Here is a 13,736-nt window from a genome sequence, read left to right as displayed (position 1 = left end):
GATTCGACAACGCAGCGTGGGGGCACCCCCGGCCGAAGGCTGGGGGAGTGCCGTGCCAGGCGCCGCGGGGCAGGCGGGCATTTGACGACACGGCCTAGGTCACACGTCCGGTGGGTTCGGCCGGTTCGGCCCGCAGGGCGAGCAGTCCGGGAGGTGCCGCGGCGGCGACAGAGCCACGGGCGCCGGTGATCCACGATCCGGTCGGCATGAGCGCTCCTGTCAGGGATGACGATGGTGCCCGGAACCGCTGACTGGGTGGCGAAGCGTCACGAGCGTGCGGCAGAGCGTCACCCCTGTCAAGGTGCTATCCAACATTTGGGCGGATTCAATTTGCGTATGACGGCGATCTTTTGACGGTTTGCCCAAAAGATTTTGATGACTCCGTCCAAAGCTCTGGACACCACTGGGGACCCCGATTAGCGTTCCAGCCGATCGACGCGATGTTGCGTCGACGTAACGCCAGTGCGGCCTTGCAACCCACCCCGCATGCCGGGGCCGTATGTGACGCGTCCTCACCGCCGACGAGAAGCCGAGCTCCCGCCCGCCGCACGTAGCGGGTTTCCGTCGTAACAGTTGTCCCGCACTCCGCAGCACCCCGCCGTGGCGGGGGTTCCCGGCCGCGGCATGTCGCCGTGGCCGTAACAGCAGCAGAAGGGAAGCTCCATGAAGATCCGTTACTACGTTGTTGCAGCTTCGTTGGTGGCCTCGGGAGGGCTGGTCACGATTGCGGCGCCCGCGCAGGCGGCGCTGACGACCACCTGTGTGGGAGAAGGCGGAGCCGTCACCGTGAGCGGCGCCCTCGTGGTGCCGGCGGGCGCGTCGTGCACGCTGACCGGTACGAAGGTCAAGGGCACGGTGACGATCGAGGCCGGCGCCGACCTCGTGGCGAAGGGCGTCACCTTCAGCAGCACCGTCGCCGTCGGGGACAACGCCTACCTGGACATCACCGACAGCAGCGTCAAGGGCGCGGTGACCGAGCAGGGGGCCTTCGGCGTACATGTGCAGAACACCACGGCCAGTGGCGGCATCTCGGCCGTCGAAGGATTCCTGTACAGCGTCGACGCCACGGTCAAGGGAGACATAAGAGCCTCCTCAGGCGAGCTGTACATCTCCGGCACCACCGTCTCCGGCGCCGTCTCCGGCGACGCGAACCTCTACACCGACGTGTACGACAGCACGGTCTCCAAGACGCTCACCGTGAGCGCCAACACGCTCGGCGGTGTCCTGTGCGCCAGCGAAGTCCAGGGCGACACGGCGTACCAGAACAACTCCGACACCCTCCAGCTCGGCGGCGACGGCCCGCTCAGTTCCTGCGCGCAGGCCACCTACCTCGGCGGCGACCTCGCGGTCACCGGCAACAGCGCGAACGCCGTCCTGGACAACACCATCGTCCGCGGCAAGCTCACCGCCACGGACAACAGCCCCGCCCTCCAGGTGGGCGAACTGGCCCGCGTGCGCGGCGGCATCGCCGCGACGACCACCGCCCCCTCGGCGTCGCTCGCCCGGGCCGCCAAGGCGGCCCCGCAGGATCGCGGTGCCGACCTCGCCGCGAAGGTGGCGGCGCGTACCGCGCAGGCGAAGGCCGAAGCGGCTGCCGAGGGCACCGGTCTGTGATCGCAGCCCGTCCACGGGCGAAGAGCGCTTCGCGCCGTCAGCACCACACACCTCACACCCCACTCTTCTTTGCCCCACCCATCAAGGAGTGACCGTGGGCCACCTGGACAAGTCCTTCGACCGCAGAGACTTCCTGCGGGCGACCGCCGCCAGCACCGTGGCGGTCGCCGCCGCCTCGATCGTCGGCGCCGCGACGGCGCCGTCCGCCTCCGCCGCGACCAGCATCCTGTCCATCCCGAAGGACCGCATCTCCCTGCAGCTCTACAGCGTCCGCGACAAGGTCAGCTCGCTCGGCTTCCGGGTCGTCCTGGAGGAGATGGCACGCATCGGGTACAAGGAGGTCGAGTTCGCGGGCTACACGCAGAACACCTCGATCCTCGGCCGGCAGATCACGCTCCAGGAGATCCGCCAACTGCTGGACGACAACGGCCTGAAGGCGATCGGCAGCCACGTCGGCATCGGGGACTTCCGCTCCAACCTCCAGGGCCAGCTCGACGCGGCGGAGATCCTGGGCATGCCGCACGTCGGCACCGCCAACGCACCGTCGAACTCCAACACGGTCGCCGGCTACCTCGCCGCCGCGGAGGAGTTCAACGCCTGGGGGCAGGCCGCGGCCGCCCGCGGTCTGAAGCTCTACCAGCACAACCACGCCGGAGAGTTCGCCTTCGCCTCCGACCAGCCGTCGGTCCGGCTGTACGACGTCTTCCTGCGCAACACCGACCCGCGCTACGTCTACCTGGAGCTGGACGTGTACTGGGCGTACGTGGGCCAGCACCGCTGGCCGGGCTTCGACCCCGCTGCCTACGTGCGCAACCAGCCCTACCGGTACCCGCTGTTCCACATGAAGGACGGCGCCGCCAGCTCGGGGGCGGACGGCTACTCCATCGTCGAGTTCGGCGCCGGCGTCCTGCCGTACCAGCAGTTCATCCGGGACATCGGGGCCCGCGGCAGCCACGTCGGCATCTGGGAGCAGGACACCGCGCCCAACACCCAGCCCAACCCGCCGGGTTCGTTCGGCGCCGCGCAGCGCAGCTTCACGGCCCTGAAGGGGCTGCTGGCCTGATCGCAGGCACTCCACTGGGCACAGCCCGCCGTTTGCGTACCGCTGCCACGGCGCAACCGGCGGGCCGACCCGGCTGCGCACCTCCTGACCGGCACAGACCAAGGAGACGCATCACTGTGTACCGTACCCTGAGAGGCCTCATGGCCGGGGTGCTCCTGGCGTCGCTGCCCGTGCTGGGCGGTCTCGCCTTGGCACCGGCGGCGCAGGCGCACCCGGACGACGCACTTGCGGCGCAGGCGAGCGCCGACCCCGCCGTGGACTGGTCGAACTACGAGAAGGCCACGCTCAGCAAGGACACCGGCGAGCCGATCGACCTCGCCGTGCTGCCCGATCTGCGCGTCCTGCACACCGCCCGCAACGGCGATCTGCGGATGACCGACCCCGGCACCGGGATCACCAAGGTCGTGAACCACCTCGACGTCTACCAGAACTCAGAGATGGGTCTGCAGACCGTCACCCTCGACCCGGACTTCGCGACCAACCACTGGGTCTACCTCTACTACTCGCCGCCGCTGAGCACTCCCGCCGGTGCGGCCCCCGAGCGGCTGCCGGCCGGGCAGACCGACGCGTACTGGAAGCAGTGGGAGGGCTACGACACCCTCACCCGCTTCAAGTGGACGGGGGACAAGCTCGACCTGTCCACCGCCCAGGAGATCATCCGCGTCACCACCAACCGCGGTCAGTGCTGCCACGTCGCCGGCGACGTCGACTTCGACGCGCAGGGCAACCTCTACCTGTCCACCGGCGGCAACACGCCTGCGTCGGGCCCCAACGTCAACGGTTACACCCCGATCAACGACGCGGCCACCTACAACCCCGGCCTTGACGAGCGCCGCGGCTCCGGGAACACCAACGACCTACGCGGCAAGATCCTGCGCATCCACGTCCAGGACGACGGGACGTACACCATCCCGCCGGGCAACCTGTTCCCCGTCGGCACGGACAAGACCCGTCCCGAGATCTTCGTGATGGGCCTGCGCAACCCCTACCGGATGACGGTGGACAAGGCCACGGGCGCGGTGATGTGGGGCGACTACGGCCCCGACGCCGGGAACGCCGACCCCAACCGCGGACCGATGGGCTACGTCGAGTGGGACACCACCACCACCGCCATGAACAGCGGCTGGCCGTTCTGCACCGGTGACAACACCCGTCCCTACCGGGACTTCGACTTCGCCACCCTCACCCCCGGCCCCGCCTTCGACTGCGCCGCGCCGGTCAACGACTCCCGCTGGAACACCGGCCTCACCCAGCTGCCCCCCTCGAGGGCGGCCACCTTGTGGTACGGCGACCGCGACACCGACCAGCCCTGGCCGGAACTGACCGCCTTCCGCGGTCCTGGCGGCCCCGGCGGCCAGGCCCCGATGGGCGGCCCGGTCTACCACTACGACGCGTCCAACCCCGCCCCGGGCAAGTTCCCCGCCTACTGGGACGGCAAGGCCTTCTTCGGGGAGTTCTCCCAGGACTACGTCGCCGCCCTGACCCTGGCCGGCCCGGACGGACCGGTCACCAACCTGGAGAATGTGCTCCCCAACAGCCAGCGTTCCGAGAACGGCATCCCGCCGTGGGACAACCCGATGGACCTGGAGTTCGGCCCCGACGGCGCGCTCTACGTCCTCGACTACGGCGACGGCTTCTTCCGGCAGAACCCCGACGCGGGCCTGTACCGGATCGACTACGCCGAAGGCAACAAGGCCCCCACCGCGGTGATCAGCGCCAGCCCCTCCTCGGGCCAGGCACCGCTCACGGTCTCCTTCAGTGCCACCGGTTCCACCGACCCGGAAGGCTCCGCCCTCACCTACCAGTGGGACCTCGACGGCGACGGCACTTTCGAGACCACCGGCCCCACGGCCACCCGCACATATGCCGACAACGGCCAGCTCCGTGCCCGCCTCAAGGTCACCGACCCCGAGGGCAAGACCGGCCTGACCAGCAAGCAGATCACCGTGGGCAACACCGCTCCGACGGTGGCGTTCACCTCCCCGCCCAACGGTGGCTTCTTCACCTGGGGCGACGTGGTGCCGTACGCCACCCGGATCGACGATCCGGAGGACGGCACCAACGTCGACTGCACCAAGGCCGCCTGGACCCTCGGCCTCGGCCACAACCAGCACGGCCACCCGGTGAGCAGCGGGACCGGCTGCTCGGGGGCGATCACCACCCCGGCCGACGCGGGCCACGGTGACACGGAGAACGTCTTCGGCGTCCTCGGTCTCACCTACACCGACCGGGGCGCCGGCTCCGTGCCGCCCGCCACGAGCGACGCCCAGGTCGTCCTCAACCCCGCCCTCATGCAGGGCGAACACTACGACTCCTCCCAGGGCGTCGTGATCACCGATGACGCCACCGCGTCCGGACAGCGCAAACTGACCGCTTTCGACAACGGCGACTGGATCGGCTACGACCCGGTGTCCTTCGCCGGCATCACCGGGCTGCAGACCCGTGCCACCGGCGCCGGCACTCTGTCGCTGCGCTGGGGCACACCCAGGTCCGACCCGTTCGCCACGATCACCGTCCCGGCGGGTGAGGGCTGGCAGACGATCAACACGGCGCTGAGCACGGCTCCCTCCGGCACCGGGCAGCTCTACGTCACGTCCTCCGGCGGCGTCGATGTGGACTCCTTCACCTTCCAGGGGTCCGGTATCGCCGACAGGACCCCGCCGACGGCGACGGCAGCGCTCAACCCGGCGCAGCCCACCGGGAGCAACGGCTGGTACACCGGTAATGTGTCGCTGACCGTCAACGCCACCGACAACGGCGCCGTCAGGAGCCGGGAGTACTCGCTCAACGGCGGCACGACCTGGCTGAGCGCGAACAGCGCGGTCACACTCTCCACGGAGGGGATGAGTTCCATCCGGTACCGGGCGACGGACACGGCCAACAACATCTCCGCGGTCGGCACCATCGCCGTTCGGATCGACCGGACCGGACCCACGGTGACGGTCACGGGCGTGACGGCTGACACCGCCTACGGGGACTCCCAGCGCCCGACGCCGGTGGTATCGGTCACGGACGCCGTCTCCGGAGGGGCGACCGCGACCGCGACGCTGGACGGTACGCCCGTCACGCCGGGGCAGCCATTGCTGCTGTGGCGGTTGCCGCTGGGTGACCACGACTTGGCGGTCACGGGTCGTGACGCGGCGGGCAACACCACCACGCGCACGGTGCACTTCACCACCCGTACCTCCTTCGACGAGATGGACACCCTGATCACCCAACTGCGTGCGGAGAACCGGCTGACCGAGCAGGGCCGGCAGCGGCTGACGGTCCGGCTCGGCCAGGCCCGGGCGCACGCCGACGCAGGGCGTACCAACCAGGCGGCCGCGGTCCTGGACCAGGTCGCGCAACTGGCCAAGGACACCGGACTGGTGACCGACGCGACCGCGCGGACCGCACTTGCCCGCGATGCCCTCGCCGTGAAGGGAGGCTTGGCCGGCTGATGCGAAGGGTGCTGCCCGCCGTCACGGCCGGCAGCACCCTGCCGGCGGCTCCAGGGCCCACCAGCGGCCGTCACCGGACGGCGGCCGCCGGGCCCTCAAGTGTGTCCACATGCCGTCAGTTCCGGACCAGGATTCGGGGCGGGTAACTTCTCGGCACACCGATGCTTTTTTTGTTTCCGATTTAACTTTCGGTGATCCGTGCGAAAGCCATTGACGCTTATGACGTAACGCCCCTAACGTTTTGTCACACATGCGGCTGATACCCAGGAAGTGAGCCTGTGACCATCCAGTACCGCGCGCTGAGCCTGTTGCGCGACCTCGGGCCGCTGTCGCGCGCACAGCTGTCCGACCAGCTGGAAGTGGCGAGGCCGAGGCTGCTCGCTGAACTCGACCGCTTGATCGCCGCCGGGAAGGTGCTCGAGGCGGGTCCGGCCACCTCTCGAGGCGGGCGCCCCTCCACTCTCGTCCAACTCGATCCCGAAATCCGATTCGCGGCGGTGGACCTCGGGGCCAGCTCGATCGACATCGAGATCACCGACGGAGGGCTGGAACCGATCGCATCCTATGCCGAGCCGGCCGATATCCGCAAAGGTCCGCGCGCGGTCCTGGAGAGGGTCAACGAACTCCTGAACAAAATGGCGGACCAGGCCGGGTGCGCGCGGTTCAACTCCATAGGCATCGGCCTGCCGGGGCCGGTCAGCTTCAAGGAGGGGATCTCGGTCTCCCCGCCGATCATGCCGGGGTGGGACCGCTTCCCCGTCCGGGACACCCTCACCCGCGCGCACGGCTGCCCGGTCGTGGTGGACAACGACGTGAACGTGATGGCCCTCGGCGAGCGGTACGCGGGGGTCGCCAAGACCGTCGACAACCTGCTGTTCGTCAAGATCGGCAGCGGAATAGGCTGCGGTGTCCAGGTCAACGGCCAGATCTACCGCGGGTCGGAGGGATCCGCAGGCGACATCGGCCACATTCAGGTCGAGGCTGAGGGACCGGCCTGCTCGTGCGGCAGAACCGGCTGCCTGGAGGCCCTCTTCGGCGGTGTGGCCCTCGCCAGGGACGCCACCGAGGCCGCCCGTTCGGGGCAGTCGCCGGCGCTGGCCGAACGCCTCGCCGCGGAGGGCCTCCTCACCGCCGTGGACGTGGCGGAGTGCGCGGCCGGCGGCGACGTCACGTGCGTCAACCTGATCCGGGACGGCGGCCACCGGGTGGGGCAAGTCCTCGCCACGCTGGTCAGCTTCATCAACCCGTCGATGATCGTGATCGGCGGCGGCGTCTCCGGCCTCGGCCACCTGCTGCTCGCCGAGATCCGCAGCGTCGTGTACAAGGGCTCGCTGCCGCTCGCCACCGGGAACCTGCAGATCGTGCTGTCAGAACTCGGCCCGCGCGCCGGAGTTGCCGGCGCGGCACTGCTGGCCAGCGAACTCGACTTCCAGCGACATCTCTGACGGAGCGGTCGCCCCCGGGGCTGGGGGGCCGTGCTGCCCGGATCTGGGCTGTACAACGAACGGCACATCTCTGTGTCAGGCGTGGGCGACAAGAGAAGCACCCTCTATGCCTCCGGCTGTTCCACGCGCCCGTCAGTTCACGGAGCGAGGCAGTACGGCGAGGGCAGTCTGGGCGATGTCTGTCAGCGTCTCCGTGTCGGCCCCGGCCTTGCCCAGCGCTTCTATACCGCGCAGTACGGCGAGCACCAGCGCGGCCAGCTTTTCGGGATCCACGTTCGCGGCGATATCGCCGTTGCGCTGGCAGGCGGCGATATCGTCCTCGAGCAGCGTACGCAGTGCCTCGATGGTCGCGTGCGCCCGCTTGGCCACCGTCTCGTCGTGTTCGGCCAGCTCGGCGGCACCCTTGGCCAGCAGGCATCCGCGGTGCACGGTGTCCGCGGCCGTGGCGGCCGCCACGAAGTGGACGTGGGCGGACAGCCGCGCGTACGCGTCCTTGTCGTCGCCGCGCAACTGCTGGCCCGTGGCATCGACCACAGAGGCGCAGTAATCGTCGAACACTCGACGGAACAGCTCCTGCTTTCCGCCGAACGCGCCGTACAGGCTGCCTTTGCCAAGGCCTGTTGCCGCGGCGAGGTCTTCCATGCGCGTGGCGGCGAACCCACCGGACCAGAACAGATCACGGGCGATGTCCAGTACCTGCTGCTCGTCGAACTTCCGGGGTCGCGCCATGGCGAGCAGCCTACACGTTTCTTGACTCTCCCGTCCATAACGGTCAGCTTTGTGGACGGAGGAGTCAAGAACTGAGGGTGGGGATGTCGTGACGGCAGTGCTCGTGGGCAAGGTGGCGGTCGCCGCCGAGGTCAACAGTGGCATCGGAAAGCGTCCGCGCCCTGCGGGTGCGATCGCGACGGCGATGCGCGCCGGAGGGTGGGCCGGGTCACAGTTTTTGACCTCTTCGTCCAGTACTAAGTTTTTTACCGTACCGTCCATAACGAGCCCGCCGGATCGGACGCGGGACTGACGCAGAGCAACGGCCGCGGAGCGCAGAGCTCCGCCGAACAGGAGCCTTGACCATGGGACAGCTCGACGGTAAGACAGCCATCATCACTGGGGGTAACAGCGGGATCGGGCTGGCCACCGCCAAGCGGTTCGCCGCCGAGGGCGCGTACGTGTTCATCACGGGTCGACGCCAGGAGGCGCTCGACGCCGCGCTGGCTGAGATCGGTCCGAATGCCACTGCCGTTCGGGGCGACGTCGCCGATCTTGACGACATCGACCGTCTCTACGCCGCTGTCGCCGAGCAGGGCCGTCGCATCGACGTCCTGTTTGCCAACGCCGGCGGCGGCGAATTCTCCACCTTGGAAGACGTTACAGAGAAGCATTTCGACTCGACCTTCGCTATCAACGTGAGGGGTACGCTCTTCACGGTCCAAAAGGCGCTTCCCCTGCTGAACGAGGCCGCTTCGGTCATCCTCACGGGATCCACCGCCGCCACCTCGGGCGGCGAGGCCTTCGGCGTCTACGCCGCATCCAAGGCCGCCATCCGTAGCTTCTCCCGCACGTGGGCCAACGAGCTCAAGAGCCGGAAGATCCGAGTGAACACCCTCGTCCCGGGCCCGATCGAGACGCCCGGCAACTCCGGACTGGCTCCTGACGCGGCAGAGGCCGCCAAGCTCTGGGACTTCTTCGCCAGCCAGGTGCCGCTTGGCCGGATGGGTCACCCGGAGGAGGCCGCCGCGGCGGCACTCTTCCTCGCCGGCGATCAGAGCAGCTTCATCACCGGAACCGAGCTCTTCGTCGACGGTGGTCTCAACCAGGTCTGATTGCCCTCGTCGGGACAGCATTTCCGGCCCGGGGCGGAAACCGCGGTTCACCGTGCCGAACCAGGTCTAAGCAGGGTCCACGCCCTGCCCGCAGTGGGTGGCCAGTGCCTGCCTGATCTGGTCGGCTCGGCGGTGCGGGGACTGCTCGTCCGAGGCCCACGCAATGTAGGCGTCCGGTCTGACCAGTACGGACTTGCTGGTCAGGCCGGATGGGGTGACGCACTCCACCACGTCGGCCCAGCCTTCGGTCACCGAAGAAGGGAGTGCTGTGTCGGCCGGTGTGACCAGTACAAACCGCCGGCCGCGCAGCGCCTCGTACAGGCGCCGCCCGTCGCTGAGGAGAACATCCGGTGCCCGCTTGCCCGTGAGCGGGTGAGCGCCGGCCGGGGCGCCGTAGGCGATGTCGATTCCGGACATCGCCCGCCCCAGCCGCAAGGCCACCGGCGGGAGACGCAGGACGGTCCGGGCGGTGATGTCGCGGACGCCACGAAGCGCCCGAGGTGTGGTCAGTACACCACGCAGCAGCGCACCGCTCATGCGCAGCACTCTGCGCCCGACAGGATGTCTTTCGGCCTCGTAGGTATCGAGCAGAACTTCGCCTGCACGGCCGTGCAGTACGGCAGCCAGTTTCCAGCCCAAGTTCGAAGAATCTTGAATGCTGGTGTTCATGCCCATGCCCCCGGCGGGGGAGTGCACGTGCGCCGCATCACCGACGAGGAAGACCCTGCCTACGCGGTAGTGCGGCGCCTGCCGCTCATCGCTGTGGAACCGTGATATCCAGCGCGGGTCGTGCATGCCGAAATCGCTGCCGAGCGCCCTGCGGGCGACGGTCCGGATCTCCTCCAGATCGACCGGTGCGCTGTCCGGCATCTCGTGCTGGCGATTCCACGCCATGATGCGGAACCATCCGTCGCCGAACGGTACGAGTATCGCGAAGGCGTCGCCCACTGCCCCCACGGTCGGGGGCTTTTTCGGGGGATCGGCCAGCCGGACATCGGCGAGCATCATCGACCGCACCGCGGAGCGGCCGGGGAACGGCAGGCCGAGCGATCGGCGTACCAAGCTGCTTCTTCCATCGGCGCCCACGACGTAGGCCGCGCGCAAGGTCTGGGGGGAGCCATCCGCCGCCCGGACCTGGACGTCAACGCCGGTCGCATCTTGCGCAAGCCCGACAGCTTCCCAGCCTTCCCGAATGTCGGCACCTCGGGAAAGGGCCCGCGCCCGGAGTACTTGCTCGGTATTGTACTGCGGCGTCACCAGTACATGCGGGAACCTGGTTGGTAACCGCGACAGATCGATCCGCAAGAACTGGAGAACCGGGTTGCGGATACCGGTCGCAAGCAACTGGTCGGCAACACCACGGGCGTCCAGTTGTTCCATTGTCCGGGCGTGGACTGCGAACGCCCGGGTGAGCCGGGATTCCTGTACGCGGCGCTCGACGACGGTGCACCTGACGCCGGCCTCCGCCAGATCGCCCGCCAGCAACAGCCCCGATGGGCCTGCTCCTACGATCAATACCTGATTGTCGGAGCTCATGTGATCCCCTCCAGGGTTGCCGGGGCCACCGTGGTGAGCGGGTCGGATAGCTGGTTTTGGGGTCTTTGCCCGGCCGTCCGGCAGATAACCGAAAGCGCTGCCCCGGACCAGCCCCAGCCACAAGACCAGCCTACATACCGTACCGCTGGCCTGGGGCCTGCGCGCGGCGTCCTGGCGAGGCTTGCCCTCGTCTCCGTAAGCCTGCGATTCCCAAGGGAATACCGAAGAATGTGACAGGTATGCGCGGCACGGTCATCGGCCCGATTTCCCTGACCTCTCGCAGATGCCGGCCATCGAGATGGGGCCCGCATCCATGGCAGGCGTCGCCTGCTTCGCTGAGCCCGAGGTTCACGCCTGGCTTCTGGGCCTTCACCGTCTCCTGGGCGACGGTGGCGATCACCGCGCGGCACGGGATCAACCGCAGTCGCCCTCCCTGCGGTGTCATCGCGTCCTACCTCGTCCTGACCGGTGCGACCGTGCGCGTAGGGGCCATGGCGATTCGCACCCTCATCGCCATGGCGCGGCATCAGTTGCTGCCCCCACCAACTGCACCACCGTCGTCAGCCGAGCCGTCCAGGCGCTCTGGCACAGCCGGACAGGGTCGAACAGGACGAGCGGCCATCGTCCAACGCACTGCGAAAACCCGGCTACTGAGCGGTCCCCCGCGCGGGCCGTAGGCTAGAGGGCGCCACCAGCGACCTACTCACGGTCAGCTCGCAAGCCCAATCACCAGCCACATCAGCAGTGCCCCGGTCACCGTGAATAAAAGAGTGGCCTTGGAGGGATGCGGACTGTGAGCCTCCGGCAATATGTCGGACGTCGCAAGGTAAAGCAAGAAGCCGGCGAAGAATCCGAGATACAGACCCAGCAACCCCGTCGGAATCGTGAACCCCAACGTGATCGCTGCCCCGACCACCGGGGCGACTGCGTCCGCCACGAGCAGCAGTTGAGCCCGGCGCCGGGCATTTCCGTACAGCCTGGTGATCGTGTAGGTGTTGAAGCCGTCTGCGAAATCATGAGAGATCACCGCGATGGCAACGACGATGCCCAGCGTATTTCCGGCCTGATAAGCGGCGCCGATGGCGAACCCGTCGATCACGCTGTGCCCCACAAGCGCCGAGGCGGCGGCCAGACCGATTCCCCCTGCCGATTCCTGAGCATGCCCGAAAGCGTGGGAGTGCGGGGCGTACTCGCTCTCGTGGGCGCGATGGATGGCGACCCCTCGCTCCACCACGTGCAGAGTCAGGAATCCCGCAACGAACATCAGCAATGCTGCAGGAACCCCGAAAACGTGCCGTGGCTGAGCGGTTAGTGCATCGGGAAGCAGGTCGAAGCCGATGACGCCGAGCATGAGACCGGCGGCCAGGCCGAGCACCAGATGGCGGCGGTCGCCAACTCGTTGTGCGACGACTCCACCGATAAGAGTCATGATCATGGCGCACGCGGCTATCAGAACCGGCATAAAACAATCTTGCGCGACGTCGTGAGGGGTTGCTACTCGGTCCTTGGCCCCTGATCTTGTACGCACGAGACACTCGATCCTGAGGATCTGAGAACACACACTCGTGGCCATGAAGGACCATCGGCCGCCCTTGAAGGCGGACGCGGTCGCGCTGCACCGGTCGCGGCCCGAGGCGACGATCCGGCAGGTCGTGCTGTCAGAACTCGGCCCGCGCGCCGGAGTTGCCGGCGCGGCACTGCTGGCCAGCGAAGTCGACTTCCAGCGACACCTCTGACGGACAGGCCGGATGCGCCGGCCGCCCGGCCCCGGTACGCAGCCCCGGCGGCGTGGCCAGAGCCTGCATCGGCGTGGGTCCCCGGTCCTCGCCCGATCGGGCCGACCCAGGAGCACGCCACCGTGCCGTGCAGGCTTCCGCGCAGGCGAGCGATTGCCGCGGAGCTTCCGGCCGTGTTGCCCGGATCCGCCGGGGATTGCTGCCGGGTGCGGGTCGCCGAGGTACGGGAACCGGCCCGGAGTGTCCGTATTGACCGCCGGCCGGGGAACCGTCGCCTGCTCCATCGCTGGTGGTGCAATCGGCAACGCGGTCTCGTACCGCTACTCCACGCCCCGACGGAAGCGCGGCACGGGGGGCGGCTACTACGCCACCGCATGGCGGGGTGCGGTCTGGCGAGGACTCGGCCACGGAGCCGGCCGGTACGGCCACTACTTCGGTCGTCCTGCTTCGCGGTGGGGCCGGAACGGTTGGAGCACGGTCCGGCGCGCATACCGGAACGGATGCAGAAGCGGCTGGCACCGCTACAGCAGATGGAACCGGTGGTGACCATGGGTGTTTCCCCACGTCGTGACGCTGCGAACCGTTGGTCCGCACGCCACCCCATCCTCGTGGGACTGGTGGCGGGAACACTGGTGACACTGGCGTTCCTCGTACTGCACGGTGGCCTTACCGCCAGCGAGACGCTGATCGCGTTCATGCCCTTCTCAGTCCTCGCCACGCTCACTGCCCTCAGTGAGCGACACCGCCGAAAGAAGCACCACCTGCCGCTCTGACGAGTACCGGCGCGGTGCGGGGGCCGACCTCGGCCCCCGCACCGCGCTTGTGCGGCACGTCGTCAGCCGCTGGCCATGGACCACCCCGTCCACGACCTGTTCAAGGCCTGCCCAGGCAGAAGTGGGAACGCCGCTCGTGCAGCGCCGGCGCCCACGGCCCGCGCGTCTTGGACTGGGCAGCGTGGAGGTCCGCCCCTGGCACCGCGAGGACCGCCGGCACTGGGTGATCGCCCGCCGCAGCGTAAGCCGGCCCCAGGAGATCTCCTGGACTCGTGGTTGCAGCCATGAACGGCGATGTCTCCCCAT

At 68.4% G+C, this 13,736-nt stretch carries 10 protein-coding genes and 1 pseudogene; 8 read left to right on the top strand and 3 right to left on the bottom strand.

Annotated features, from left to right (window positions below; all coding sequences use genetic code 11):
• Positions 1-663: 663 nt before the first annotated feature.
• From PV341_RS18080 to PV341_RS18065, 4 genes are all read left to right on the top strand, one after another.
• Positions 664-1,614, top strand: coding sequence for a hypothetical protein (locus PV341_RS18080; protein ID WP_500358359.1), 951 nt, complete (start codon positions 664-666; stop codon positions 1,612-1,614).
• Positions 1,615-1,708: 94 nt separating this feature from the next.
• The gene (locus tag PV341_RS18075) at positions 1,709-2,677 is read left to right on the top strand and encodes a sugar phosphate isomerase/epimerase family protein (protein WP_500330841.1); all 969 of its coding nucleotides are present in this window, start codon (positions 1,709-1,711) and stop codon (positions 2,675-2,677) included.
• Between the two features lie 140 nt (positions 2,678-2,817).
• Positions 2,818-6,117 (top strand): PQQ-dependent sugar dehydrogenase, encoded by a 3,300-nt coding sequence (locus tag PV341_RS18070; RefSeq protein ID WP_500358358.1) that lies wholly within the window; start codon positions 2,818-2,820, stop codon positions 6,115-6,117.
• Between the two features lie 278 nt (positions 6,118-6,395).
• Positions 6,396-7,562, top strand: a complete 1,167-nt coding sequence (locus PV341_RS18065) for an ROK family protein (protein ID WP_500330838.1) — start codon at positions 6,396-6,398, stop codon at positions 7,560-7,562.
• Positions 7,563-7,694: 132 nt separating this feature from the next.
• Here PV341_RS18065 and PV341_RS18060 read toward each other — a convergent pair whose 3' ends face one another.
• Positions 7,695-8,291: a TetR/AcrR family transcriptional regulator gene (locus PV341_RS18060; RefSeq protein WP_500330836.1), complete on the bottom strand. Its 597-nt coding sequence runs from the start codon at positions 8,289-8,291 to the stop codon at positions 7,695-7,697.
• Between the two features lie 344 nt (positions 8,292-8,635).
• On the opposite strand from PV341_RS18060, the gene PV341_RS18055 reads away from it, so the two are divergent.
• Complete coding sequence (locus tag PV341_RS18055; protein WP_500330834.1) at positions 8,636-9,385, top strand: SDR family oxidoreductase; 750 nt, start codon at positions 8,636-8,638, stop codon at positions 9,383-9,385.
• A gap of 66 nt (positions 9,386-9,451) precedes the next feature.
• Here PV341_RS18055 and PV341_RS18050 read toward each other — a convergent pair whose 3' ends face one another.
• Both PV341_RS18050 and PV341_RS18045 read right to left on the bottom strand, forming a co-directional pair.
• Positions 9,452-10,921, bottom strand: coding sequence for an FAD-dependent monooxygenase (locus PV341_RS18050; RefSeq protein ID WP_500330833.1), 1,470 nt, complete (start codon positions 10,919-10,921; stop codon positions 9,452-9,454).
• Positions 10,922-11,630: 709 nt separating this feature from the next.
• A complete protein-coding gene (locus PV341_RS18045; RefSeq protein WP_500330831.1) occupies positions 11,631-12,383 on the bottom strand; it encodes a ZIP family metal transporter in 753 nt (250 codons plus the stop codon).
• Between the two features lie 109 nt (positions 12,384-12,492).
• Between PV341_RS18045 and PV341_RS18040 the strand changes: the two genes are divergently transcribed.
• The 3 genes and pseudogenes from PV341_RS18040 to PV341_RS18030 all read left to right on the top strand — a co-directional run.
• Complete coding sequence (locus PV341_RS18040; protein WP_500330829.1) at positions 12,493-12,657, top strand: hypothetical protein; 165 nt, start codon at positions 12,493-12,495, stop codon at positions 12,655-12,657.
• A gap of 500 nt (positions 12,658-13,157) precedes the next feature.
• Positions 13,158-13,430, top strand: coding sequence for a hypothetical protein (locus PV341_RS18035; RefSeq protein WP_500330828.1), 273 nt, complete (start codon positions 13,158-13,160; stop codon positions 13,428-13,430).
• Positions 13,431-13,473: 43 nt separating this feature from the next.
• Positions 13,474-13,698: pseudogene (locus PV341_RS18030) on the top strand (IS701 family transposase); the annotation flags it as partial.
• Between the last annotated feature and the right edge of the window lie 38 nt (positions 13,699-13,736).

It is taken from the genome of Streptomyces sp. PA03-1a, from assembly GCF_033792805.1.
In the GTDB taxonomy this organism is placed as follows: Bacteria; Actinomycetota; Actinomycetes; order Streptomycetales; family Streptomycetaceae; genus Actinacidiphila.
The sequence above is the reverse complement of the archived record's forward strand: the minus strand, read 5'-3'. Positions and strand labels throughout refer to the sequence as shown.